We start from the raw sequence: 24,823 nt of genomic DNA, 5'->3' as shown, positions 1-24,823 counted from the left end.
AATGGGTTCTTATTTTAGTTAAAATGATTAAATTTCAAAATCTGACAATGTTTTACCTTCATCCAACGCCTGTTGAATCACACGCGGAGTACGGCCTTGACCCGTCCAGGTTTTTTGTTTGCCATTGGTATCGATATATTGATATTTTGCAGGGCGTGGTTTATGTTTTTTACGCGCATTTGTCGGTATAGCATCGATAATCGCTCTTAATTCTTCTTCGGTGATACCTTCTCGTTTAATTAATTCTTTATATCTGGCAATACGCTCTTTACGTTCATTTTCCGCCTGTTGGATTTTATCTATCTGTATGCGCTTTTCAGCAACAGCCTCTTCAAATTTCTTTAATGAATTTTCAGCTTGTTCTAATGTTAAATCGCGAACGACGGCACGAATGCTACGAAGATTAGTAAAAACTTTAGTTAATTCAGACATAATAAACCTCTTAGAAAGACTATATGTAAATAAGGTGGTTTTATACTAGCGAAAATAAATCTTAAGGTAAACTTAAATTTCAAATAAATGCTGAATAATTTATTTGGTAAGCCATATTGATTAAATTATTTAACAATTTTTATACAATATTTATTGATTTATCTCTCTGTTTATGTTGTAAAAAATTCTCTAATTGAAAGAATTTATTAGATTTTCTATGAATTTTACTGTAATCTTCACGCCAACCCTATAAAAGTAGAGGTGCAATTTCTATAAGTATTTTTTCCGAGTGGATAACGATGACGAAAAAGGAAAGGAGAAATTGCCGAAATCGGTTAAAAGTCGTTTTGACCGGTTGGGAACGTATCCGAAAGGTGCGTTACTGTCATAGTGATCAACATCAACTATGGAGCGCTACGGTTAGGCGGGTCGCTTTAGTCCTTTTCTACCGTTGTCTCCATTATTTTAGGTATAACTTAATGGAACTTATCGATTATTCTTCCTCAATTTGGTCTGTTACCCCCGCATTGTTGGCGATTGTGTTGGCAATTGCGACGCGCCGCGTATTAGTCTCGTTAAGCGCCGGGATCATCGTCGGTGCATTGATGCTCAATGACGCGTCAATTTTTCCAACACTAACTTATTTAAAAGGTAATATTATTTCGTTGGTGTATAGCGACGGCGCAATAAATTCGAATATGAATATTGTCCTTTTCTTGCTTTTGCTTGGTATTTTGACCGCGCTTTTAACCGTTTCGGGCAGTAACCGCGCTTTTGCCGAATGGGCGCAAAAACGCATTAAAGGACGTCGCGGTGCGAAATTATTAGCGGCATCATTGGTATTTATTACTTTTATTGATGATTATTTTCATAGTCTTGCAGTGGGAGCCATTGCGCGTCCGGTAACGGATCGATTTAATGTTTCTCGCGCTAAATTGGCTTATATTTTAGATTCAACCGCAGCCCCGATGTGTGTGATGATGCCGGTTTCCAGTTGGGGAGCGTACATTATTACGCTGGTTGCCGGTTTATTGGCGACTTATTCCATTACCGAATACACGCCGATGGGTGCCTTCGTTGCAATGAGTTCTATGAACTTTTATGCAATTTTCTCTTTGTTAATGGTGTTTTTTGTCGCCTATTCCTCTTTTGATATTGGTTCGATGGCGCGTCATGAAAAGGCAGCGTTAGAGCATAACGATACCGAGTCTGAGGAAGAAACGGGAGCCAAGGGACATGTACGCAATCTCGTGTTACCGATTTTGGTACTTATCGTTGTAACTGTTTCAATGATGATGTACACCGGCGGTCAAGCATTGGCCGAAGCGGGTAGCGCATTTAGCGTACTCGGCGCTTTTGAGAATACCAATGTGGGCGTATCCCTTGTGGTAGGCGGCTCCAATGCGGTGCTGATTTCGACTCTGCTGATTTGGTTTGACCGTCAAGTGTCATTAGACGAATACGCTCGAGCTTGGATCGCCGGTATTAAATCGATGCTTGGTGCCATTGCGATTTTATTTTTTGCTTGGACGATCAATAAAATCGTGGGCGATATGCAAACCGGTAAATATTTATCTTCTTTAGTGAGCGGCAATATTCCGGTGCAATTCTTGCCGGTATTGTTATTCATTTTAGGTTCAGCGATGGCATTTTCCACCGGTACCAGTTGGGGTACTTTCGGTATTATGCTGCCGATTGCCGCCGCAATGGCCACTAATACTGCACCGGAACTTTTGCTTCCTTGTCTTTCTGCCGTGATGGCTGGTGCAGTATGCGGCGATCACTGTTCGCCGGTGTCGGATACCACTATTCTTTCTTCGACCGGTGCAAGATGTAATCATATGGATCACGTTACCACGCAGCTTCCGTATGCGGTAACCGTAGCTGCGGCAACTTGTGTGGGCTATATTGTGGTGGGTTTTACGGATTCCGGTTTAGCAGGTTTCGCTGCTACGGCACTTTCTTTGGCAGTTTTAGTTTTTATTGTTAAAAAACGCTAAAAATGTGATCCAATTCAAAAAAACAAATAAAAAATAAAATTTTGTGATTTTTATAAAATGCGGCATAAAGTCGCATTTTTTTATTTTTAGCTTTTTATTTTTTTATATTCATCTTAATTTCTTATCTATTTTAGATTTTTATTCCAATTAATTGAGCGTTTTCTCGTGAGATGATGTTAGACAAAGCATTTCTAACTGCTATGATGGGCGCCGTTGAATAAACCGATTTGCTTTTAAGCAGTATTTGATAAACAGCGCATCAATAAAACTACAGCTAAATTTGAGGAGAAAATGATGAAGAAATTATCCGGTGCGGAAATGGTGGTTCAATCGCTACGCGACGAAGGCGTTGAATATTTATTCGGTTATCCGGGCGGTGCGGTGCTGGATATTTATGACGCGATTCACACGCTTGGCGGTATTGAGCATATTCTGGTTCGTCATGAGCAAGCAGCGGTGCATATGGCGGACGGTTATGCGCGTTCAACCGGGAAAGTGGGTTGCGTGCTTGTAACATCCGGTCCGGGGGCAACCAATGCGATTACCGGAATTTTAACTGCATATACCGATTCAGTACCGATGGTGATTATTTCCGGTCAGGTGATGAGTAGCTTAATCGGTCGCGATGCGTTCCAAGAATGCGATATGGTGGGAATTTCCCGTCCGGTGGTAAAACATAGTTTTATCGTGAAAAAAGCCGAAGATATTCCGGCAATTCTAAAAAAAGCGTTTTATATTGCCTCAACCGGTCGTCCCGGCCCGGTTGTGGTGGATATTCCGAAGGATACGGTAAACCCGAATATTAAATATCCGTACGAATACCCGAAATCTGTTGAAATGCGCTCCTACAATCCAACGCTAAACGGACACAAAGGCCAAATCAAAAAAGCGTTGAAAGCTTTATTGGTGGCGAAAAAACCGGTGTTGTTCGTAGGCGGTGGTGCGGTTTCTGCGGAATGTAGCGAAGTATTAACGCAATTCGCACAACGTTTAAATTTACCGGTAACATCGTCTTTAATGGGTCTAGGTGTGTACCCGAGCACGGACAAACAATTCCTCGGTATGCTGGGTATGCACGGTACATACGAAGCCAATAACACGATGCACGAGAGTGATTTAATTCTCGGTGTTGGCGTGCGTTTTGACGACCGCACCACGAACAATCTAGAGAAATATTGCCCGCATGCAAAAGTTATTCAAATCGATATCGACCCGACTTCAATTTCTAAAAACGTACAGGTTTCCATTCCTATCGTTGGTAATGCGAAAAACGTGTTGGAAGAATTTTTAAGCCTACTGGGCGAAGAGGGTTTAAATCGGCCGCAAAATCATTTGGAAGAGTGGTGGAAACAAATTGATGTTTGGAAGGCGAAAAAGTGTTTGGATTTCGACCGCACTTCCGGTGTGATCAAACCGCAACAAGTGATGGAAGCGGTTTATCGTATCACCAACGGTGAAGCTTATGTAGCGTCCGATGTTGGTCAACATCAAATGTTTGCTGCATTGCATTATCCGTTCAATAAACCGCGTCGTTGGATTAATTCCGGTGGTGCGGGCACCATGGGTTTTGGTTTGCCGGCCGCATTGGGGGTAAAATTAGCGCACCCTGATGCCGGCGTTGTATGCGTCACCGGTGACGGCAGTATTCAAATGAACATTCAAGAGCTTTCCACTGCAACCCAATACGGTATTCCGGTCGTGATTATTTGTTTGAACAACCATTTCTTGGGCATGGTAAAACAATGGCAAGATTTGATTTATTCCGGTCGCCATTCGCAAACTTATATGAATTCCTTGCCGGATTTTGTGAAATTGGCAGAATCTTACGGTCACGTCGGCATTAAGATTGCGACGCCGGACGAGTTAGAAAGCAAATTAAAAGAAGCTTTCGACATTAAAGATAAATTAGTTTTTGTCGATATCAACGTGGACGAAACCGAACACGTTTACCCAATGCAAGTGCGTGGCGGGGCGATGAACGAAATGATTTTAAGTAAACCGCAAGGGGAGAACGAATAATGCGTAGAATCTTATCAGTTTTATTGGAAAACGAATCCGGTGCATTGTCACGCGTGGTTGGTTTATTCTCCCAACGTGCTTTTAATATTGAAAGCTTAACCGTTGCGCCGACCGATGATCCGACTTTATCGCGTATGACTATCGAGGCGGTAGGCGACGAACAAGTGTTAGAACAAATTGAAAAACAACTGCATAAATTGGTGGATGTGTTTAAGGTCATTAATTTAAGTGAACAGGAACATGTCGAACGCGAGGTAATGTTATTGAAAGTTCGCGCTACAGGTTCTTCACGTGATGAAATTAAACGTTTGGCGGATATTTTCCGCGGGCAAATCGTGGATGTGACACCAAAATCTTATACCATTCAATTAACCGGCACAAAAGACAAACTTGATGCTTTTGTGAGTGCCGTAAAAGAAGAAACAACGTTGTTGGAGATTGTTCGTTCCGGTTTGATTAGCCTATCACGCGGCGAAAAGAATATTCTTTAATTTCTCGTTATTATGCCGTTGCGACATAAAGTATAAAATTATGCCAATTAAGCTTGAAGCGTTGTGCATTTTTATTTTATTGTCGACATGCTAAAACAGCACCGCATTGGAGCCGCATTCAATGCGGTGCTATTTTTATAGTTCAACATCGCTCAATATAAAGTGAGCAATCGAATCGTTCGGCCCGTTTCTACGTCGTATCAAAAAAAGCAGGAAAATTTTATGTCTAAAACGCCCTATATCCCTTCTTCCGATCTTAAAACCATTCTGCATTCTAAACGCGCTAACTTGTATTATTTAGAACATTGCCGGGTTTTACTCAATGGCGGGCGCGTGGAATATGTGACTGACCAAGGCAATGAATCTTTGTATTGGAATATCCCTATTGCGAACACGACTTGTCTATTGTTGGGCAGTGGAACTTCCATTACGCAAGCGGCGATGCGTGAGCTTGCCAAAGCCGGGGTGATGGTGGGATTTTGTAGCGGCGGCGGAACACCACTGTTTAACGGCACGGAAGCGGAAATCGGTTGTGATTTTTTCAGCCCGCAAAGCGAATATCGCCCGGTGGAATATCTACAGCAGTGGTGTGCTTTTTGGTTTGACGATATGAAACGTTTAGACGCAGCGAAATCACTGCAACAAATCAGATTGCAAATTTTGCAACAAAGCTGGGAAAAATTGGATTGGGATATTGATGCGAAAGCGCTTGATTCCGTCATTCAGAAATTTCGGACTGAATTTCAACACGCGCCGAATAGTCAGGCGTTGCTTGCCGCAGAAGGACGCTTTACCAAAGAAGTGTATAAATTAGCCAATTATTTTACCCTTCGCGATCCGGACTTTGTGCGTAGCGAACGGGGCAATAGCATTGATTTAACCAATCAATTATTGGATCACGGTAATTATTTGGCGTATTTTCTAAGCTGCCTATTCGGCAGTGAAGTAGGTATTTTAATTGAAAATGCGGGGTATACCAAGCTATAGGCTTATTTAGGAAAGAAAATCCCTTTTTTATCGTTATATTTTAATCTATTGTTTTTAAAGGATAAATTTGGGGTGTAAAAATAAAAGGTAAAATTGGATGGAATTAAAAAGGAAGTCGAAGGACTTCCTTTTTATCGTGATAAGAAATTACTTCTGGCGCATTGCCGGGAATAAAATCACATCGCGGATAGATGGTGCATTAGCGTAGAGCATTGCTAAACGGTCGATACCCAAGCCTTCGCCGGCAGTTGGTGGCAAGCCGTGTTCTAATGCAACCACGAAGTCTTCGTCTTTAAACATCGCTTCATCGTCACCTGCTTCTTTCGCGGCAACCTGCGCATCGAAACGCTCATTTTGGTCTTCTGCGTCGTTTAATTCAGAGAAACCGTTACCGATTTCACGTCCGCCGATGAAGAGTTCAAAACGGTCGGTGACTTCCGGGTTTTCATCGTTACGACGGGCAAGCGGTGAAATTTCCGCAGGATGTGCCATTAAGAATGTCGGTTGAATTAAGTGATGTTCCGCTACTTCCTCAAAGATCGCATTTACAATGCTGCCTAAGCCCCAAGATTTTTGTACTTCGATACCTAAGCGAGCTGCAACCGCTTTCGCGCGATCAATATCGTATAAATCTTCTTTTACGATACCTTTGTCTGCGCCGTATTTGATGGTGGCATCATGTAAGGTGATACGTTCGAACGGTTTACCGAAATCGAATTCGTATTCGCCGTATTTTACGATGGTGGTGCCGAGAATATCGATAGCAAGTTTGCGTAATAATTCTTCAGTGTTATCCATTAAATCGTGGTAATCCGCGTAGGCTTGGTAGTATTCAAGCATCGTGAATTCAGGGTTGTGACGAACGGAAACGCCTTCATTACGGAAGTTACGATTTAATTCAAACACGCGCTCAAAACCGCCGACCACTAAGCGTTTTAAATAAAGTTCCGGTGCGATGCGCAAATACATGTCCACGTCCAACGCGTTATGGTGTGTCACGAACGGACGCGCCGCCGCGCCGCCCGGAATCACTTGTAGCATTGGGGTTTCCACTTCCATAAAGCCTTTAGAAAGGAAATATTCACGAATACCGGCAACTACTTTAGAACGAATCACAAAAGTGCGGCGGGATTCTTCGTTAGAAATTAAATCTAAATAACGTTGACGATAGCGTACTTCTTGGTCGGTCAAACCGTGGAATTTATCCGGCAACGGACGAAGGGCTTTGGTTAATAATTGAACTTCGGTAGTTTTCACGGTGAGTTCGTTGGTTTTGGTTTTGAATAAGGTGCCTTTTACGCCTACGATGTCACCTAAATCCCAGTGACCGACGTCATCTTTGTACACGCCTTCAGGCAGATTATCGCGTGCTACATAAAGCTGGATTTTGCCACTCATATCTTGAATGGTAATAAACGTGGCTTTGCCCATTGCGCGGCGGGTCATAATACGACCGGCGACAGCAACTTCAATGTTTTTTTCTTTTAAGGCTTCACTCTCTTCTGCATCGTATTGTGTATGTAAATCTTGTGCTAACGCATTACGACGGAATTGGTTCGGAAATGGGTTACCTTTGGCACGCAATGCGGTTAATTTTTCACGGCGAACGCGCATTTCGCCGTTCAGGTCTAATTCTTTTACTTCTTGTTCTGACATTTTTGTTTACCTTGTTTTTAAAATAAAAAATTCTGAGAAATATGACCGCACTTTAGAGTCCGGCTTTCAAACTTGCTTCAATAAAACGATCTAAATCACCGTCCAACACCGCTTGCGTATTTCGATTTTCCACGCCGGTGCGCAAATCTTTAATGCGGGAATCGTCCAACACATAAGAACGGATTTGGCTGCCCCAGCCAATGTCCGATTTACTTTCTTCCATTGCCTGTTTTTCAGCGTTTTTCTTCATCATTTCCATTTCAAACAATTTTGCTTTTAACTGTTTCATGGCTTGATCTTTATTTTGATGTTGGGAACGTCCATTTTGACATTGCACCACAATACCGCTCGGCATATGGGTAATGCGCACCGCACTTTCGGTTTTGTTCACATGCTGACCGCCTGCGCCGGAGGCACGATACACATCGATCCGCAAATCGGCAGGGTTGATTTCAATATCGATATCGTCATCAATTTCCGGATAGACGAAGGCTGCGCTGAAAGACGTATGACGGCGGTTGTTGGAATCGAACGGGCTTTTACGCACCAAACGGTGAATGCCGGTTTCCGTGCGTAGCCAACCATAAGCATATTCACCACTCACGCGAATGGTGGCGGATTTTAAGCCTGCCACATCGCCGTCGGAGACTTCCATGAGTTCGGTTTTGAAACCTTTGCTTTCCGCCCAACGTAAATACATACGCAACAACATTTCCGTCCAGTCTTGCGCTTCAGTACCGCCGGAGCCCGCCTGCAAATCTACATAGCAATCACAAGCATCGTGTTCGCCGCTGAACATACGGCGGAATTCCAGTTTGGCGAGTTGTTGTTCCAGTTCGTCTAATTCTGCGACAGCTTCATTGAAGGTGTCTTCGTCTTCCGCCTCTACGGCAAGTTCCAACAAACCGTCTACATCTTCTAAACCTTGCTCAAGATTTTTAATCGTGTTTACGACTTGTTCAAGAGAAACGCGTTCTTTGCCGAGCGCTTGCGCTTTCTCTGCGTTGTTCCATACATCAGGCTGTTCCAATTCGGCGTTGACTTCTTCTAAACGCTCAACTTTGGCATCAAAGTCAAAGATACCCCCGAAGCACGGCAGTGCGGTCGGCTAAATCGGTGATTTTATTTTTGATAGGATTGATTTCAAACATGATAAATACACTCAGTCACAAAGCGTCGGATTATATGTCATTTTACGTATTATTAACAGTGCAATGCTTGCAGAAATTACGAATCTCTTTATAATTTCGCCCGGTTTTATTTAACAAATTTAGGAACAAAAAATGAAGAAAATTTTAACTGCGTTTTTATTTGTCGCCGGCTCCAATGCGGTGCTCGCGGACGATGTCGCGATTAAGAACAAATTGCAAGCCCTTGGCGCGCAAAACATTGAAATCAATGCTTCGCCGATTACCGGTATTAAAACCGTAATAACCGATGAGGGAATTCTTTATATTACCGAAGACGGAAAATATGCGCTCCAAGGTAAACTTTATGAATTAACCGCTAAAGGGCCACTTGATGTAAATGGTAAGGTATTGATAAATAAGCTGAATTCATTTAAAAATGAGATGATTATTTATCCGGCAAAAAATGAAAAACATGTTGTAACCGTATTTATGGATATCACATGTCATTATTGCCATTTATTACATCAGCAAATCAAAGAATATAACGACCTCGGCATTACCGTGCGTTATTTAGCATTTCCGCGGGCGGGTATGAATGCTGAAAGCGCGAAACAAATGGAAGCGATTTGGACGGCGAAAGATCCCAGCTTTGCCTTGAATGAAGCGGAAAACGGCAATTTGCCGAAGGAAGTGAAAACGCCGAATATTGTGAAAAAACAATACGAACTTGGCATTCAGTTCGGTGTAAAAGGCACGCCAAGTATTGTCACTTCAAGCGGCGAAGTGATTGGGGGTTACTTAAAACCGGCCGATTTATTGGCGGCGTTGGAAGGATAATTTAGGTGGGCGATAGCCCACCGATTTATTTATAGCAATTAAATTCTTACTCTATTATTGTCGTGAACAAACTCATCAAACGTCGCGAAATTCCCGTCGGAGAAGCTGTTTCGGAAGCACCGTTATTGGATCGTCTTTATCGCGCACGCCACATCAAAAACAGTCAAGAATTAGACCGCACTTTAAAATGTATGCTGAACCCGAATAAACTTCATGGCATCGAACGCGCTGTGGAATTATTGTTGGAAGCATACCGGCAACAGCAAAAAATCATTATTGTCGGCGATTTCGATGCGGATGGCGCCACCAGCACCGCATTGACGGTGCTCGCATTGCGTCAGCTGGGCTTTAATAATGTGGATTATTTACTACCGAATCGCTTCGAACAAGGCTACGGCTTGAGCATTCCGGTGGCGGAAATGGCGTTGGAAAAAGGCGTGCAACTTTTAATGACGGTGGATAATGGCGTATCTTCGTTTGACGGCATTGCGTTTTTAAAAGAAAAGGGCGTGCGCGTTTTGGTTACGGATCACCATTTGCCGCCGGATACGTTGCCACCGGCTGATGCGATTGTTAATCCGAATTTAAACGACTGCGCTTTTCCGTCGAAATCCTTAGCCGGCGTGGGGGTGGCATTTTATTTAATATTGGCGGTGCGCGCCGAATTTCGCAATTTAGGGATTTTCAGCGCAGAAACGCAACCTAATTTCACCGAATTGCTTGATCTCGTCGCGCTTGGTACCGTTGCCGACGTCGTTCCGCTTGATCAAAATAACCGCATTTTAATCCATCAAGGTTTACTGCGTATTCGTGCCAAGCGTTGTCGGCCGGGAATTATTGCCTTGGCGGAAGTGGCGAATCGCAATCCGGAACAATTTTCTACCGCTGATCTCGGATTTTCTATCGCACCTCGTCTTAATGCAGCGGGACGTTTGGATAATATGTCGCTTGGTGTGGAATTATTGCTCGCCAAGGATATGCAAAGCGCGCGTGAATTAGCGCTCGATCTTGATCAGCTCAATCAAACCCGCAAAGAAATCGAAGCAGGAATGAAATTGGAAGCGCTAAAAATTTGCCGGAATTTTACCGGATTTTCCAATGAATTACCGATGGGCATTGCGCTTTATCAGCCGGATTGGCATCAAGGCGTGCTAGGCATTGTATCGTCGCGTATTAAAGATCAATATCACCGCCCCGTCATTGCGTTTGCACAAGATGGCAAGGGTGTGCTGAAAGGTTCGGCGCGTTCTATCGAAGGCCTACATATGCGTGATGTATTAGAGCGTATTTATTCGCAGCAGCCGAATATGATTTTAAAATTTGGCGGACATGCGATGGCCGCGGGGTTAACAATTCGCGAGGAATGTTTCGATGATTTTCGACGAGCGTTTAATCAAGCCGTTACCGATTGGTTGGACGAAGAACATTTACAAGGCGTAATTTGGAGCGATGGCGAATTGCGCGAAGACGAATTTACTCTGGCAACGGCGGAATTGTTAAAAGCCGGTGGGCCTTGGGGACAAGCGTTTCCGGAACCTTGTTTCGACGGAGAATTCAACATTTTAGAGCAACGTGCTATCGGGCAAAATCAAAATCACTTAAAAATGTTGGTGGAGCCGAAACGCGGCGGGCCACTTTTAGATGCCGTCGTCTTTAATATCGACCCGCGATTATATCCTGATTTATCCATTAAACAGGCGCGTTTAGCCTATAAATTGGATATTAATGAATTTCGCGGCAATCGTAGTGTGCAATTATTAGTGGATTATATCGAACCCATCGATGGCTAAAACAATGTCATGGCGGACAGCATTGCCTTGGATTTGCGTCGGCTTACTTTGCGCTTCCAATGCGGTGCTCGCGGAGCCTTCCGGTAGGGATTTTTCCGCCCGTATTCAACCGCATTTACCGGCGCCGAGTCAAACCCGCTTTAAGGACGGGCGCGATTATTTTTCTTATAAAGAACCCGTCAGACAGCCGCAGCGCGCGGATAATAAAATTCGCGTGCAATTTTTTTTCGATTACGATTGTCGCGTTTGCTCGTCGGCGCAGGATATTCTGGAACTGTACGGACAAATGCGCGCCAACAAAATTGCACTGGAACAATATCCCGTTGCCACGGCAGAAAATCAATTCAGCGCACGTGTTTTTTATACGCTGAAAGCGCTTAATGCGGATGAATTATCCGATGCATTGCTATTTGAAACGGCGGAAAAATCTCGCTATGCGGAGCTTTCCTCGCCGGCTAAAATACTTAAATGGGCGGAGCAACAAGGTTTTGATAAACAGCTTTTTAGCCAAACGGAAAATTCGCCGGAAGTGAAAGAACGGGTTAAGCACGCCGTCGAATTAACGGAAGAGTATGGCGTATTTACCTATCCTTATGTGGTAATCGGTGGGCGATACGTACTGACCGCCAGCACGCTTTATAATGACGATTACAGCGTGGCGGTATTAGACTATTTAATCAATAAATTAGAACAGGAGCATAAAGAATGAAAATTGGCATTGTCGGCGCAATGGCGCAAGAAGTCGAAATTTTAAGTGGTTTAATGACCGACAAAACAGAAACGCGTGTGGCAAGCGCAGTAATTTTAGAAGGTAAAATTAACGGCAAAGCGGTGGCGTTATTGCAATCCGGTATCGGTAAAGTCGCTGCGGCGATTGGCACTGCCGCACTGTTGCAACTGACCAAGCCCGATGCGGTGCTCAATACGGGATCCGCCGGTGGCGTCGCAAGAGGTTTAAAAGTTGGCGATATTGTGATTTCCGATGAAACCCGTTATCACGATGTGGACGTCACAGCATTCGGTTATGAAAAAGGCCAATTGCCGGCTAATCCGGCGGCGTTTTTATCGGATAAAAAATTGGCCGATTTAGCCGAAAAAGTTGCCCAAGAACAAGGCCAATCGGTCAAACGCGGTTTAATTTGTTCCGGTGACAGCTTCATTAATAGCGAACAAAAAATAGCTCAAATTAAGGCGGATTTCCCGAATGTTACCGCGGTGGAAATGGAAGCAACGGCGATTGCGCAAGTTTGTCATGCCTTTAATGTGCCTTTCGTCGTGGTGCGTGCGATTTCCGATGCGGGCGATGGAGAGGCAAGCCTTTCATTTGAAGAATTTTTACCGCTCGCTGCGAAACAATCCTCGGCTTTAGTGTTGGGCATGTTGGAAAAATTGTAAATCGAGAATTTTGAGAAAAGCGCATTGTTTAGGCAATGCGCTTTTTTTTCGGCGAAGATGTGCTTGCGTCAACTTGTTATTAGACTGCCGAAATAGCACCGCATTGAAACCGCGTTCAATGCGGTGCTATTTTGGTACATCAGTTTTGTTCGATAAATGCGGAAATTATTTTGTATTTTGGTTACAGAATCTTTTTTGGCGTTTATTTTTATAGAACGGAATGGAATATTATAGCGGGATTAATTATTAGAGCGTTATAAAGGTTTTTCCTAAAATAACCGCCCATATATGACAAAAATAGGAAAATATATGCTTAACTTCATCAAAAAGGTCGGCCTTGCGTTTGTGGTATTGTTTTATGCTGCGCTATCTCAAGCCGAAAACGAAAAAACATTGCGCGTGGGAATCGATTTGACTTATGCGCCTTACGCGTATTTAGAACAAGGCAAAGCAGCAGGTTTCGATCCTGATTTAATGACTTTACTCGGGCAGAATTTAGGCAAAAAAGTCGAATTTAAAGATACCCGCATTGAAAACATTATTATCGGTTTAAATGCCGGGCATTATGATGTGGTGGCTTCTGCGTTGTATGTGAATCCACAGCGTGCGAAGCAAGTGGATTTTCTTCCGTATTTGCAAACCGGTGGTGTGCTTGTTGTGCGCGGTAATGATTCTTTTGCGCCGCAAAAATTGGAGGATTTATGCGGTAAAAGCATTTCTTCAATGAAAGGTGCGGCGTGGATTCCGACGATGGAGAAAATTTCGCAAGAATATTGCGCACCAAACAATCTTAAGCCACTCGTGGTGAAAGAATATCCGAGTGCGCCGGAGGCTGCGCAAGCGCTGTTATCCGGCGGTGTGGATGTGCAATATGAAGATGCCGCTGTGGCGCAGATGGTGATTGATCAATTAGGTTCAAAATTAAAAATTACCAATAAGGCACAACTTTACCCGGTTTTAATCGGCTTGGCTTTCAATAAAGACGATGCGAAAGGCAAAGCGGAAATTGCACAGGCGATTAAAGATACGCTTGCTGACGGTTCTTATGAACAATTGTTGAAAAAATACAATCTTGAATTTCCGAATGCGGAATTGTTAAAAGCTAATGGATTGGAAAATGCCATTGAACAAGCTATTGCGGTAAATTCCGAAGGAACTTCATCTATTGCGGAAAAAGGATTTAATTGGGCTTATTTAGGCGGTTTGTTGCTTAATAGCGATTTCTGGAATGCGGTGCTTACCGTTTTAGAATTAAGTACCTTAACGTGGATTTTTGCTATTTTGTGGGGTTTTATCCTTGCGTTAGGTTCACAATCAAACAATAAAATTTTTAATAAATTCACCAAAACCTATATTTGGTTGTTCCGTAGTTTGCCGTTATTGGTTTTATTAATTTTCATCTATAACGTGCCGCAATTTTGGCCGGCAAGTTCCGTGCTGTTATCGAATCCGTTTGTAGCCGGCTTAATTGCTATGGTGTTAAGCGAATCGGCGTATATTGCGGAAATTCATCGCAGTGCCTTGTCGGCCGTTCCGAGAGGACAATATGAAGCGGGAAAAGCGTTAGGTATTCGTTTCTGGGGCATTCAACGTTTAATCGTGATTCCGCAAGCATTAAAAGTCGCCTTACCGCCGTTGACCAATCAATATATTACGATTGTTAAATTAACTTCGTTGGTTTCGGTGATTTCATTAACTGAAATTTTGCTGGTCGGTCAACAACTTTATACCCGTAATTTCTTGGTGTTGGAAACTTTGTTGGCGGTGGCGTTTTATTATGTGGTGATCGTGACGTTACTGACTTGGTTGTTAAAGAAATTCGAGAATAAGCTTGATGTTTCCTTGCGCCAAGCGCACGACGATGTAAATGTTGACGTGAACAAAGCGGAACTTGCGCCTTATTCGGTGGTTAAGACAGAAAAACAAAATGGCGAAGATGCGTTGAAGGTTCAAGGTTTAAGAAAATCATTCAACCATGTGGAAGTATTAAAAGGGATCGATCTTTCATTGAAATGGGGCGAAGTACTGTCGATTATTGGTTCTTCCGGTTCGGGTAAAACAACTTTGATTAGAAGTATCAACGGTCTGGAAACACTCGATCAAGGCAAGGTTTATCTGGAAGGGGAAGAATTTATTAATGGCAAACACTTCGCTTCAAATGCACAAGATAAAATTGTCGATTTGGGCATGGTGTTCCAAAGCTATAATTTGTTCCCGCATAGAACAGTGTTAGAAAATCTTTTATTAGCACCGGAATATCATGGTAAAGCGGAACATGAAACGCGTTTATTGGCTTTGGCAATGTTGGATAAAGTTGGGTTATTGGCGCATGCCAATAAATATCCGCATCAATTATCCGGCGGTCAGCAACAACGTGTGGCGATTGCGCGCGCTTTGGTGATGAAACCGAAAATTATGTTGTTTGATGAGCCAACATCCGCACTTGATCCCGAATTAGTCGGCGAAGTGTTGCTGGTTATGGAAGAATTGGCGAAAGAAGGCATGACTATGATTATCGTGACCCATGAAATGCAATTTGCATTAAAAATTTCCGACAAAATTGCCTTTATGGATTCCGGCGAGATTGCTTTCTTACAAACACCGAACGAACTAAGACAAAATGATGATCCACGCGTACGTCGTTTTATCAATAATGAAATTTTATTAAATGATTTTAGTATTTAAGGAGTGAGTTATGTCACAAGATTTTCCTGAATTTGTTGAAATTGGCATTTTGCAGCAACGTAAAATCGAAGCGGAAATTATTAAACCGATCTATGAAATTATGAAACGTGAATTTGGCTTGGAAAAAGCTAAATCCATCATTGAAGAAGCAGTCGCCAATGCGGCCGTGGAGGCGGGCAAAGAATATGCCAAACGCGAACCGAACGGCACCAGCGTAGAAAGTTTTGTGGCGTTGCAATATTTGTGGGAAAAAGATGATGCCTTACGGATTGAAGTGCTGGATAACACTCATGAAAAATACAGTTATAACGTACATCGTTGCCGTTATGCGGAAATGTATAAAGAAATGGGGTTAGAAGAAATTGGCTTTCTTTTATCTTGTAATCGCGACAGTAAATTTATCGAAGGTTATGCGCCGAATGTGAAATTAACTCGGCCGCATACCGTCATGAACGGCGACGGTTTTTGCGATTTTAGATACCAATTGCAATCTGATGAGAGCAACTCATGATAAAAATTAATCGTGCGCGATTATTGGGATTACTGCATGATTTCGCGCAATTCGGCAAAACTGAAAATAACGGTGTGACGCGTCTTGCTTTATCCGATGAGGATAAATTGGCGAGAGACTATTTTATTAAGCTGGCAACGCAGGCGGGTTTTTCCGTTAAAGTTGATGCTATCGGCAATATTTTTGTTCGACGGGAAGGCAAACAAGCTCAATTAGCACCGATTTTGATCGGTTCGCATGGGGATTCTCAACCGTTAGGTGGCCGCTATGATGGGATTTATGGCGTGTTGGCGGGGCTTGAAGTATTACTATCGCTCAATCAGCACCGCATTGAAACCGAACGTCCTGTCGATCTTGTGATGTGGACGAATGAAGAAGGTGCGCGTTTTGCTCCTGCAATGATGGGCGCGGCGGTTTTTACCGGAAAATTGTCTCTTGACGAAGCGTTTAAGAAACAAGATAAACAGGGCATAAGCGTTAAATCGGAATTGGAACGCATCGGTTATTTAGGTAACGATGATTTTTCCGATTATAAACCTCATGCCGCCTTGGAACTTCATATTGAACAAGGGCCGATTCTTGAACGTAATCATACGGATATCGGCATTGTGAGCGGCGCATTAGGGCAAAATTGGTATCGAATTCAATTAGACGGGTTGGCTTCTCACGCCGGAACAACACCGATGAATCTGCGTCGTGATGCTGGCATTGGTATGGCGGAAGCAATGGTGAAATTCAATGAATTGGGGTTGAGGGAAATAGGAAATCAAGGGCGGGTTACAGTTGGCTCAATTCAACTTACCCCGAACTCACCGAATGTGATTCCCGGTCGCTCTAATTTTAGTTTAGAAGTACGCCATCCTAGCCAGCATTCTTTAGAGCAAATTGATCGCGAAATTCGCCAAATTTTAGCTGATGTCGCCGACAAGCATCAATTGGCTGTTCAACTTAATCAAGTAGTAAAGCTGGCGCCCTTGACGTTTAATTCCGAGTTGCTTGAAACGCTCCGACAAACGGCAGATGAACTAGGGTATCGTCGCGAAGATATTGTTTCCGGCGCCGGGCATGATTCTTGCCACTTGAACGACAAAATGCCGACGGCGATGCTCTTTATTCCTTGTATCGACGGATTAAGCCATAACGAATCGGAAAATATTAAGGATGAGTGGTGCGAGAAGGGCTGTAATATGCTTTTCCATGCGGTATTAAAATTAGCGCAATAACTGAATTCTCACTATAATACGCAGAATTTTTTTGTGAGGACAAATGATGGGAATAATTATTACCGTAGACGGCCCGAGCGGAGCCGGAAAAGGCACCTTGTGTTATGCCTTGGCGGAAAAATTAGGCTATGCTTTGCTTGATAGCGGAGCAATTTATCGGGTTACGGCGCTGGCGGCGCTGAAAAATGCGGTGGATTTGACTGACGAATTCGCTTTGGCTGAATTGGCACGTAAGTTAGATATTCAATTTATTCCGCAAGAAGGCGAAGTGAATGTTTTGTTAAACGGTGAAAATGTTAGCCGTTTAATTCGCACCCAAGAAGTGGCAGAAGCTGCCTCAAAAGTGGCGATTTTTCCGCAAGTCCGTGCTGTTTTATTGCAAGTTCAACAGGATTTCGCGAAAAATGATGGTTTGATTGCCGACGGACGGGATATGGGAACGGTTGTGTTTCCAAATGCACAAGTAAAATTGTTTTTAGACGCCAGTGCGGAAGAACGTGCAAAAAGACGTTATAACCAGTTGCAAAATAAGGGAATTAATGGTAACTTTGCGCAGATTTTAGCCGAGATAAAAGATCGCGATTTTCGTGACAGAAATCGCCAAGTAGCCCCCCTTAAACCGGCTGAAGATGCGTTGTTGCTGGATAGCACCGCATTGAGCATCGACCAAGTGATTGCGCAAGCGTTAACTTATATTCGACAGCGCATAGACAATTAAAACTTTGTTTGTTCAAGGATGAACGGACGTTTATTATCAACCCCGCATTTTATGGATTAAATGCGGATGTTATTAACTTTTAAAGAAGATTATTTATATGTCAGAATCTTTCGCTCAACTTTTTGAAGAATCACTAAAAGGCCTTGAAACCCGTCAAGGTTCAATCGTTAGCGGTACGGTAGTCTCTATCCAAAAGGGTTTCGTGCTTGTTGATGCGGGCTTAAAATCTGAATCTGCAATTCCGGTTGCCGAATTCTTAAACGCACAAGGCGAACTTGAAATTCAAGTCGGCGATACTGTAAACGTAGCATTAGACGCAGTTGAAGATGGTTTCGGTGAAACTAAACTTTCTCGCGAAAAAGCAGTTCGTCACGAATCTTGGATTGAATTGGAAAAAGCTTACGAAGATAAAGCGACTGTTGTCGGTTTAGTTAACGGCAAAGTAAAAGGCGGTTTCACAGTTGAGCTAAACGGTGTTCGTGCATTCTTACCGGGTTCTTTAGTTGATACTCGTCCGGCTCGTGATGCGGATCACTTATTAGGTAAAGAATTAGAATTCAAAGTAATTAAATTGGATCAAAAACGTAATAATGTCGTTGTTTCCCGTCGTGCAGTAATTGAATCCGAAAGTAGCCAAGAACGTGAACAAGTGTTAGAAAATCTTGTTGAAGGTTCAGAAGTTAAAGGTATCGTTAAAAACTTAACTGACTATGGTGCATTCGTTGATTTAGGCGGTGTTGATGGTTTATTACACATTACCGATATGGCTTGGAAGCGCGTTAAGCACCCAAGCGAAATCGTTAACGTTGGTGATGAAGTTACCGTTAAAGTATTAAAATTTGATAAAGATCGTACTCGTGTATCTTTAGGCTTAAAACAATTAGGTCAAGATCCGTGGGCGGCAATTGCAGAAAACCATCCTGTAAACAGCAAATTAACCGGTAAAGTAACAAACTTAACTGACTACGGCTGTTTCGTTGAAATTTTAGATGGTGTAGAAGGTTTAGTTCACGTTTCCGAAATGGATTGGACAAACAAAAACATTCATCCATCTAAAGTGGTGAGTTTAGGTGATGTAGTTGAAGTGATGGTATTGGAAATCGATGAAGAACGTCGTCGTATTTCTTTAGGTTTAAAACAATGCAAACCTAATCCATGGACTCAATTCGCCGAAATGTACAATAAGGGCGATAAAGTTGTCGGTAAAATCAAATCTATCACCGATTTTGGTATCTTTATCGGTTTGGATGGTGGTATTGACGGTTTGGTTCACTTATCTGACATTTCTTGGAATGTTCCGGGTGAGGAAGCAGTTCGTAACTACAAAAAAGGTGACGAAGTTTCTGCAGTAGTATTAGCCGTAGATGCAGTAAAAGAGCGTATTTCTTTAGGTATCAAACAGCTTGAAGAAGATCCGTTCAACAATTTCGTAGCGATTAACAAAAAAGGCGCAGTAGTATCTGCAACTGTTGTTGAAGCTGATGCGAAAGGTGCCAAAGTTGAATTGGCTGGCGGCGCAGAAGGTTACATTCGCGCAGCTGATTTAACTAGCGAAGTTGTTTCCGGTGATGTTGTTGAAGCGAAATACACCGGTGTAGATCGTAAAGCTCGTATCGTTCATTTGTCCGTTCGCGCTAAAGATCAAGCAGAAGAAGCGGCTGCAATTGCAAATGTAAATAACAAGCAAGAGGATGTTGTTATTCCAAACGCAATGGCTGAAGCTTTTAAAGCGGCTAAAGGTGAATAATTTATTTATTCTAAGAGGGCTGGGGAAACCCAGCCTTATTTTTATAAATTTTATTGATAACTTATTCAAAAATAATAAATTATCAATAAGATTTATCATAAAGCTTGTATATGAGTAGGTAAAAGAGGAGAAATGAGATGACAAAGTCAGAGCTTATCGAAAATTTATCCGCGAAACATCCTTCTTTAGCGATAAAGGAAATAGAAGGCACTGTAAAAGATATTCTAGAACTCATAGCACAATCATTAGAAGATGCTAATCGCGTGGAAATTCGAGGTTTTGGTAGTTTTTCTCTTCATTATCGTCAACCTCGTCTTGGAAGAAATCCGAAAACTGGTGATTCGGTAAAATTAGATGCGAAATGTATACCGCATTTTAAAGCGGGGAAAGCGTTAAAAGAACGAGTGGATGTATTCGCTTAGAACTCACAATAAATGAAATTATGACACTTAGGTGTCTTTTTTTCGTAATGATTTTAATGTAGTAAGACTATATTTCTTAAAGGGTTTCCATATGATCAAATATATTTTAGGTTTTATTATTATTTTGGCGATTGTACTTGTCGCAATTACTGTCGGCGCAAATAATGATCAAATTATTACGTTTAATTACATTGTCGCCCAAAGCCAATTTCAACTTTCAACATTGGTCGCAATTTTATTTGGATTAGGTTTGATTTTAGGTTGGTTTATTACGGGCTTTTTCTATTTGAAATTAAAAATTAAAAATATGGCATTAAGTCGGCAAATTAAACGTCAAACCTTACAGATTAACGAATTAACCACAACACGCGATAAGGCAAAGGCTGAATAATGCTTGAGTTACTCTTTCTGCTTTTGCCAATTGCCGCTGCATATGGCTGGTATATGGGGCAACGTAGCGCAAAAAGAGATCAGGAAGATATTAGTAACAAACTTTCCCGTGACTATGTCACGGGTGTTAATTTTTTACTATCCAATCAAACCGATAAAGCAGTAGATTTGTTTTTGCATATGTTACAGAAACAAGAAAACGAAAATGAAATCGAAAGCCGTTCTCAGTTTGAAGCCGAATTAACGCTTGGTAATTTATTCCGTTCACGCGGCGAGGTTGATCGCGCATTGCGTATTCATCAGGCGTTAGATCGCAGTCCTAATTATACATTCGAACAAAAACTTCTTGCTAAACAACAGCTCGCTCGTGATTTTATGACGATAGGTTTTTTGGATCGCGCGGAAAATCTCTATATTTTATTAGTGGATGAACCCGAATTTGCTGAAAATGCTCTACAGCAGCTTTTAGTTATTTATCAAAAAACTAAAGAATGGAAAAAAGCCGTTAATATCGCAGAAAAGCTTGCGAAAATTTATCCGCAAGAAAACAATATCGAACTAGCGCAGTGTTATTGTGAATATGTTCAAAGTTTGAACACTGAAAATGCCATCGAAAAGCGTCAAATTTTACAAAAAGCTTTGTTGGTTTCTTCTCGTTGCGTAAGGGCTTCGATATTGCTTGCTGAGCTAGATATGGAGGAAGAAAATTATCCTCAAGCGATTAAAAACTTAGAAGAAGTGCTTCGACAAAATCCGGATTATATTGGCGAAGTTCTTTCAAGTTTAAAACTTTGCTATAAAAAATTAGATCAACTGGATAATTTTGAATTATTTTTAATTCGCGCTGAACAACAAGTTAAAAATGATGAAGTAGATTTAGCATTGGCAAAATTACTCGAAGAAAAAGATGGCAAAGCTGCGGCGCAGACGAAGCTTTATCAACAGCTGAGCAAAAAACCAAGTACCTTAATTTTCCATCGTTTTATTCAATATCAAATTGACGATGCGGAAGAGGGGCGCGGAAAAGACAGTTTAATTTTACTTCACAAAATGGTAGGCGAACGTATTAAACAAAGTGCCGCTTATCGTTGTTCCAATTGCGGGTATCAAATTCATAAATTACTTTGGAATTGCCCGTCATGTCGTCATTGGGAAACTATCAAACCTTTATCCGCACAAGAGCATAATTAAAAAATACACAGAGAGGTAAAATTATGACCAGTAAAGTTATTGTCGCCCTGGATTATGAAACGGAAGCCGAAGCGCTTGTATTAGTTGATCAAATCGATCCTGACTTATGTCGCTTAAAGGTCGGTAAAGAAATGTTTACAACGCTGGGTAGCAGCTTTGTGAAACAATTGCACGATCGCAATTTCGATGTTTTTCTTGATTTAAAATTTCATGATATCCCGAACACCGTGGCGCGAGCAGTGCGTTCAGCTGCCGATTTAGGCGTATGGATGGTGGATGTACACGCCAGCGGTGGCTTGAAAATGATGGAAGAAGCAAAAAAAATCCTTGAGCCTTATGGTAAAGACGCGCCGCTTTTAATCGCCGTTACCGTTTTAACCAGTATGGAGGATTTAGATTTGCTTCAAATCGGCATTAATGCCTCGCCGATGGAACAAGTATTGCGTTTAGCGCATTTGACTCAACGAGCAGGATTAGACGGCGTAGTTTGTTCGCCGCAAGAGGTGGAAATTTTACGCAATAGTTGCGGAAAGGATTTTAAATTAATTACCCCTGGAATACGTCCAATCGGTAGCGATTTTGGTGATCAGCGCCGAGTAATGACACCGGCTGCCGCATTACGTTCCGGTTCGGATTATTTAGTAATTGGTCGTCCGATAACTCAAGCGGATAATCCAGCCGATGTGCTTCGTGCTATCAACGCCTCAATTGCATAATCATAATGAGTGATTCAGTTTTAGTTTATTCCACTGAAAGTGGACGTATTAAACAAGAAAAAGCGATATCGACATGTTCGAAAGGCGACGGTGTTGTGCGTATTCAAAAGCAAACCAGCGGTAGGAAAGGTGCTGGCGTGTCGTTAATCAGCGGCTTGGATTTAAGTGATGATGAATTAAAAAAACTCGCCACAGAATTAAAAAAACGCTGCGGTTGTGGCGGTTCGCTGAAAGGCGGCAATATTGAAATTCAAGGCGATAAACGCGATTTATTAAAGCAACTGTTAGAACAAAAAGGCTTTAAGGTGAAACTCGCCGGCGGCTAAAAATAAATGGATTGGCATTGACCAATCCATTTTCCTTTCTATCTGCATTAAAAATGCGGTCTATTTTCAAAAATTTTAATGAGGTAATTGTGGCACTTATTAGTTTAACCAACGGATATCTTTCTTTCAGCGATGCGCCTTTGTTGGATCACACAGAGTTACATATAGAACCTAACGAACGTGTTTGTTTGGTTGGTCGCAACGGCGCAGGCAAATCCACATTGCTTAAAATTATTGCCGGCGATGTCTCTATGGATGATGGCAAAGTGCAGTATGAAAAAGACTTGATGGTTTCCCGTTTAGAACAGGATCCGCCACGTCATGCTGAAGGCAATGTATTTGATTATGTGGCCGAAGGGATTGGACATTTGGCCGATTTGTTGAAGGAATATCATCATATTTCTGTGCAATTGGAGCAACATTACAGCGAACAGACCTTAAATCAGCTGTCTCAAATCCAAGCTAAACTGGAACATGCCAATGGATGGCAATTTGAAAATAAAATCAATGAAGTATTACAAAAATTAGAATTAAACCCAAAGACTAAACTCGCCGATTTATCCGGTGGTTGGTTGCGCAAAGCTGCTTTGGCGCGCGCCTTGGTGTGTAATCCTGATGTATTGTTGTTAGATGAACCAACGAACCATTTAGATGTGAATGCTATCGAATGGTTAGAAAATTTCCTGTTAGAGTTTAGTGGCAGCATTGTGTTTATTTCCCATGACCGTTCTTTTATCCGCAAAATGGCGACCCGCATTGTAGATTTGGATCGCGGTAAATTGGTTTCTTACCCCGGCAACTATGATTTATACCTTACTACCAAAGAAGAAAATTTGCGGGTGGAAGCGTTACAAAATGAATTATTCGATAAACGCTTGGCGCAAGAAGAAGTCTGGATTCGCCAAGGCATCAAAGCCCGCCGTACCCGCAATGAAGGACGTGTACGCGCGTTAAAAGCCATGCGTGAAGAACGTCGCCAACGCCGCGAGGTGCTCGGCACGGCAAAATTGCAGTTAGATACGTCTAGCCGCTCCGGCAAAATCGTGTTTGAAATGGAAGACGTCAGTTACAACATCAATGGCAAACTGCTTCTTAAAAATTTCAGTACTACCATTTTACGTGGCGATAAAATCGCCTTAGTTGGTCCGAATGGTTGCGGTAAAACCACTTTTATCAAATTGTTGCTCGGTGAAATTCAGCCGACAAGTGGTTCCATTCGTTGCGGCACGAAATTAGACATTGCTTATTTTGATCAATACCGCGCAGATCTTGATCCGGAAAAAACCGTTATGGATAACGTCGCCGACGGCAAACAAGACGTAGAAGTCAATGGTATCAAACGCCATGTATTGGGCTATTTACAGGATTTCTTGTTCCCACCGAAACGCGCCATGACGCCGGTCAAAGCCCTCTCCGGCGGCGAACGAAACCGTCTGCTATTGGCAAAACTCTTGTTAAAACCGAATAACTTATTGATTCTCGATGAACCGACTAACGATTTAGACGTGGAAACCTTGGAATTGTTGGAAGAAATCCTGACTGATTACCAAGGCACGTTGCTTATCGTCAGCCACGATCGTCAGTTTATTGATAATACTGCCACGGAATGTTACATCTTTGAAGGCGACGGCGTGCTGAACAAATACGTTGGCGGCTTTTTTGATGCAAAACAACAACAGGCCAATTATTTTCTCGCTAAATCGACATTGGAAGTGCCGAAGAGCACCGCATTGAAAGCCAAAGAGAACTCGTTAAAGAGCACCGCATTAAACGCTAAAGGGAACTCGTTAAAGAGCACCGCATTGAACGCTAAAGAGAACTCGTCAAAGAGCACCGCATTGAACGCTAAAGAGAACTCCTCAAATAGCACCGCATTGAAACCCAAAAGTGTCAAGCTTTCTTACAAAGAGCAGCGTGAACTGGAACAATTGCCGCAATTATTGGAGGAATTAGAGAAAAAACTCACTTCTCTGCAAGCCGAAGTTGGCGAACCCGATTTTTTTCAGCAATCCCATGACGTGACAAATGCGAAGCTAAAAGAACTGGCGGATACCGAGGCTGAGCTGGAAACCGCTTTTTTACGATGGGAAGAATTGGAAGAGAAGAAAAATTGGACGGAGAGTAAATAAGTTCTTAACAGAGTAGATAAAAACGCGG

21 protein-coding genes, 1 pseudogene and 1 riboswitch are annotated in these 24,823 nt (G+C 42.3%); of the genes and pseudogenes, 19 read left to right on the top strand and 3 right to left on the bottom strand.

Going from position 1 to position 24,823, the window contains the following annotated elements:
• Positions 1-27: 27 nt before the first annotated feature.
• Complete coding sequence (locus tag AB3F25_RS05125) at positions 28-432, bottom strand: H-NS family nucleoid-associated regulatory protein (RefSeq protein ID WP_373602822.1); 405 nt, start codon at positions 430-432, stop codon at positions 28-30.
• A gap of 248 nt (positions 433-680) precedes the next feature.
• Positions 681-857: riboswitch (Lysine riboswitch) on the top strand.
• A 54-nt stretch (positions 858-911) separates the two neighbouring features.
• Here AB3F25_RS05125 and AB3F25_RS05120 point away from each other — a divergent pair.
• The 4 genes and pseudogenes from AB3F25_RS05120 to cas1f form a co-directional block, all read left to right on the top strand.
• Positions 912-2,432, top strand: a complete 1,521-nt coding sequence (locus AB3F25_RS05120; protein ID WP_373602821.1) for a Na+/H+ antiporter NhaC family protein — start codon at positions 912-914, stop codon at positions 2,430-2,432.
• 294 nt (positions 2,433-2,726) lie between these two features.
• Positions 2,727-4,451, top strand: coding sequence for an acetolactate synthase 3 large subunit (locus AB3F25_RS05115; protein WP_373604333.1), 1,725 nt, complete (start codon positions 2,727-2,729; stop codon positions 4,449-4,451).
• Positions 4,451-4,942 (top strand): acetolactate synthase small subunit, encoded by a 492-nt coding sequence (gene ilvN, locus AB3F25_RS05110; RefSeq protein ID WP_373602820.1) that lies wholly within the window; start codon positions 4,451-4,453, stop codon positions 4,940-4,942. Before AB3F25_RS05115 ends, ilvN begins: the two co-directional genes overlap by 1 nt.
• A 222-nt stretch (positions 4,943-5,164) precedes the next feature.
• A pseudogene (cas1f, locus tag AB3F25_RS05105) lies at positions 5,165-5,866 on the top strand (type I-F CRISPR-associated endonuclease Cas1f); the annotation flags it as partial.
• Between the two features lie 210 nt (positions 5,867-6,076).
• Here cas1f and lysS read toward each other — a convergent pair.
• Together lysS and prfB are read right to left on the bottom strand one after the other, a co-directional pair.
• Positions 6,077-7,585, bottom strand: coding sequence for a lysine--tRNA ligase (gene lysS, locus AB3F25_RS05100; protein WP_373602819.1), 1,509 nt, complete (start codon positions 7,583-7,585; stop codon positions 6,077-6,079).
• 52 nt (positions 7,586-7,637) lie between these two features.
• Positions 7,638-8,736 (bottom strand): peptide chain release factor 2 gene (gene prfB, locus AB3F25_RS05095; RefSeq protein ID WP_373602818.1). Its coding sequence is split into 2 segments (ribosomal slippage): positions 7,638-8,660 and positions 8,662-8,736, totalling 1,098 coding nucleotides; the frame shifts between segments, so codons are not numbered across the junction.
• Between the two features lie 132 nt (positions 8,737-8,868).
• Between prfB and dsbC the strand changes: the two genes are divergently transcribed.
• The 15 genes from dsbC (at position 8,869) to AB3F25_RS05020 (ending at position 24,795) form a co-directional block, all read left to right on the top strand.
• Positions 8,869-9,552 carry a bifunctional protein-disulfide isomerase/oxidoreductase DsbC gene (dsbC, locus tag AB3F25_RS05090; protein ID WP_373602817.1) on the top strand — a complete coding sequence of 228 codons (684 nt, stop codon included), beginning with the start codon at positions 8,869-8,871 and terminating at the stop codon, positions 9,550-9,552.
• Between the two features lie 62 nt (positions 9,553-9,614).
• Complete coding sequence (gene recJ / locus AB3F25_RS05085; protein ID WP_373602816.1) at positions 9,615-11,342, top strand: single-stranded-DNA-specific exonuclease RecJ; 1,728 nt, start codon at positions 9,615-9,617, stop codon at positions 11,340-11,342.
• Entirely contained in the window at positions 11,335-12,051 is a 717-nt protein-coding gene (locus AB3F25_RS05080; protein ID WP_373602815.1) for a thiol:disulfide interchange protein DsbA/DsbL, read from the top strand. The genes recJ and AB3F25_RS05080 overlap by 8 nt, the downstream gene beginning before the upstream one ends.
• On the top strand, positions 12,048-12,737 hold the full coding sequence (locus AB3F25_RS05075; RefSeq protein WP_373602814.1) for a 5'-methylthioadenosine/adenosylhomocysteine nucleosidase: 690 nt from the start codon (positions 12,048-12,050) through the stop codon (positions 12,735-12,737). Before AB3F25_RS05080 ends, AB3F25_RS05075 begins: the two co-directional genes overlap by 4 nt.
• 309 nt (positions 12,738-13,046) lie before the next feature.
• Positions 13,047-15,422, top strand: a complete 2,376-nt coding sequence (locus tag AB3F25_RS05070; protein ID WP_373602813.1) for an ABC transporter permease subunit — start codon at positions 13,047-13,049, stop codon at positions 15,420-15,422.
• 10 nt (positions 15,423-15,432) lie between these two features.
• A complete protein-coding gene (locus AB3F25_RS05065; protein ID WP_373602812.1) occupies positions 15,433-15,933 on the top strand; it encodes an L-2-amino-thiazoline-4-carboxylic acid hydrolase in 501 nt (166 codons plus the stop codon).
• The gene (locus tag AB3F25_RS05060) at positions 15,930-17,156 is read left to right on the top strand and encodes a M20 family metallo-hydrolase (protein WP_373602811.1); all 1,227 of its coding nucleotides are present in this window, start codon (positions 15,930-15,932) and stop codon (positions 17,154-17,156) included. Before AB3F25_RS05065 ends, AB3F25_RS05060 begins: the two co-directional genes overlap by 4 nt.
• A gap of 46 nt (positions 17,157-17,202) precedes the next feature.
• Positions 17,203-17,874, top strand: coding sequence for a (d)CMP kinase (cmk, locus tag AB3F25_RS05055; RefSeq protein ID WP_373604332.1), 672 nt, complete (start codon positions 17,203-17,205; stop codon positions 17,872-17,874).
• Positions 17,875-17,971: 97 nt separating this feature from the next.
• Positions 17,972-19,621 carry a 30S ribosomal protein S1 gene (gene rpsA, locus AB3F25_RS05050; RefSeq protein ID WP_373602810.1) on the top strand — a complete coding sequence of 550 codons (1,650 nt, stop codon included), beginning with the start codon at positions 17,972-17,974 and terminating at the stop codon, positions 19,619-19,621.
• A 137-nt stretch (positions 19,622-19,758) separates the two neighbouring features.
• Positions 19,759-20,043: an integration host factor subunit beta gene (locus tag AB3F25_RS05045; RefSeq protein ID WP_373602809.1), complete on the top strand. Its 285-nt coding sequence runs from the start codon at positions 19,759-19,761 to the stop codon at positions 20,041-20,043.
• A gap of 91 nt (positions 20,044-20,134) precedes the next feature.
• Positions 20,135-20,434, top strand: coding sequence for a LapA family protein (locus AB3F25_RS05040; protein ID WP_373602808.1), 300 nt, complete (start codon positions 20,135-20,137; stop codon positions 20,432-20,434).
• On the top strand, positions 20,434-21,624 hold the full coding sequence (lapB, locus tag AB3F25_RS05035) for a lipopolysaccharide assembly protein LapB (RefSeq protein ID WP_373602807.1): 1,191 nt from the start codon (positions 20,434-20,436) through the stop codon (positions 21,622-21,624). Before AB3F25_RS05040 ends, lapB begins: the two co-directional genes overlap by 1 nt.
• Positions 21,625-21,647: 23 nt before the next feature.
• Entirely contained in the window at positions 21,648-22,340 is a 693-nt protein-coding gene (pyrF, locus tag AB3F25_RS05030; protein WP_373602806.1) for an orotidine-5'-phosphate decarboxylase, read from the top strand.
• A 5-nt stretch (positions 22,341-22,345) separates the two neighbouring features.
• Positions 22,346-22,666 carry a stress response translation initiation inhibitor YciH gene (gene yciH, locus AB3F25_RS05025; RefSeq protein WP_373602805.1) on the top strand — a complete coding sequence of 107 codons (321 nt, stop codon included), beginning with the start codon at positions 22,346-22,348 and terminating at the stop codon, positions 22,664-22,666.
• Between the two features lie 89 nt (positions 22,667-22,755).
• Entirely contained in the window at positions 22,756-24,795 is a 2,040-nt protein-coding gene (locus AB3F25_RS05020; protein ID WP_373602804.1) for an ABC transporter ATP-binding protein, read from the top strand.
• The last annotated feature ends 28 nt before the right edge of the window (positions 24,796-24,823 follow it).

Source organism: Aggregatibacter sp. HMT-949 (assembly GCF_041734645.1).
Taxonomy (GTDB): domain Bacteria; phylum Pseudomonadota; class Gammaproteobacteria; order Enterobacterales; family Pasteurellaceae; genus Rodentibacter.
This window is presented reverse-complemented; position numbering and strand designations above follow the sequence as displayed.

What these genes read in the sequence shown, in the direction of transcription:
- AB3F25_RS05125 (WP_373602822.1), bottom strand. Translation starts at nt 432, where the DNA reads ATGTCTGAATTAACTAAAGTTTTTACTAATCTTCGTAGCATTCGTGCC.
- AB3F25_RS05120 (WP_373602821.1), top strand. Translation starts at nt 912, where the DNA reads ATGGAACTTATCGATTATTCTTCCTCAATTTGGTCTGTTACCCCCGCA.
- AB3F25_RS05115 (WP_373604333.1), top strand. Translation starts at nt 2,727, where the DNA reads ATGAAGAAATTATCCGGTGCGGAAATGGTGGTTCAATCGCTACGCGAC.
- ilvN (WP_373602820.1), top strand. Translation starts at nt 4,451, where the DNA reads ATGCGTAGAATCTTATCAGTTTTATTGGAAAACGAATCCGGTGCATTG.
- lysS (WP_373602819.1), bottom strand. Translation starts at nt 7,585, where the DNA reads ATGTCAGAACAAGAAGTAAAAGAATTAGACCTGAACGGCGAAATGCGC.
- dsbC (WP_373602817.1), top strand. Translation starts at nt 8,869, where the DNA reads ATGAAGAAAATTTTAACTGCGTTTTTATTTGTCGCCGGCTCCAATGCG.
- AB3F25_RS05080 (WP_373602815.1), top strand. Translation starts at nt 11,335, where the DNA reads ATGGCTAAAACAATGTCATGGCGGACAGCATTGCCTTGGATTTGCGTC.
- AB3F25_RS05075 (WP_373602814.1), top strand. Translation starts at nt 12,048, where the DNA reads ATGAAAATTGGCATTGTCGGCGCAATGGCGCAAGAAGTCGAAATTTTA.
- AB3F25_RS05070 (WP_373602813.1), top strand. Translation starts at nt 13,047, where the DNA reads ATGCTTAACTTCATCAAAAAGGTCGGCCTTGCGTTTGTGGTATTGTTT.
- AB3F25_RS05065 (WP_373602812.1), top strand. Translation starts at nt 15,433, where the DNA reads ATGTCACAAGATTTTCCTGAATTTGTTGAAATTGGCATTTTGCAGCAA.
- AB3F25_RS05060 (WP_373602811.1), top strand. Translation starts at nt 15,930, where the DNA reads ATGATAAAAATTAATCGTGCGCGATTATTGGGATTACTGCATGATTTC.
- cmk (WP_373604332.1), top strand. Translation starts at nt 17,203, where the DNA reads ATGGGAATAATTATTACCGTAGACGGCCCGAGCGGAGCCGGAAAAGGC.
- rpsA (WP_373602810.1), top strand. Translation starts at nt 17,972, where the DNA reads ATGTCAGAATCTTTCGCTCAACTTTTTGAAGAATCACTAAAAGGCCTT.
- AB3F25_RS05045 (WP_373602809.1), top strand. Translation starts at nt 19,759, where the DNA reads ATGACAAAGTCAGAGCTTATCGAAAATTTATCCGCGAAACATCCTTCT.
- AB3F25_RS05040 (WP_373602808.1), top strand. Translation starts at nt 20,135, where the DNA reads ATGATCAAATATATTTTAGGTTTTATTATTATTTTGGCGATTGTACTT.
- lapB (WP_373602807.1), top strand. Translation starts at nt 20,434, where the DNA reads ATGCTTGAGTTACTCTTTCTGCTTTTGCCAATTGCCGCTGCATATGGC.
- pyrF (WP_373602806.1), top strand. Translation starts at nt 21,648, where the DNA reads ATGACCAGTAAAGTTATTGTCGCCCTGGATTATGAAACGGAAGCCGAA.
- yciH (WP_373602805.1), top strand. Translation starts at nt 22,346, where the DNA reads ATGAGTGATTCAGTTTTAGTTTATTCCACTGAAAGTGGACGTATTAAA.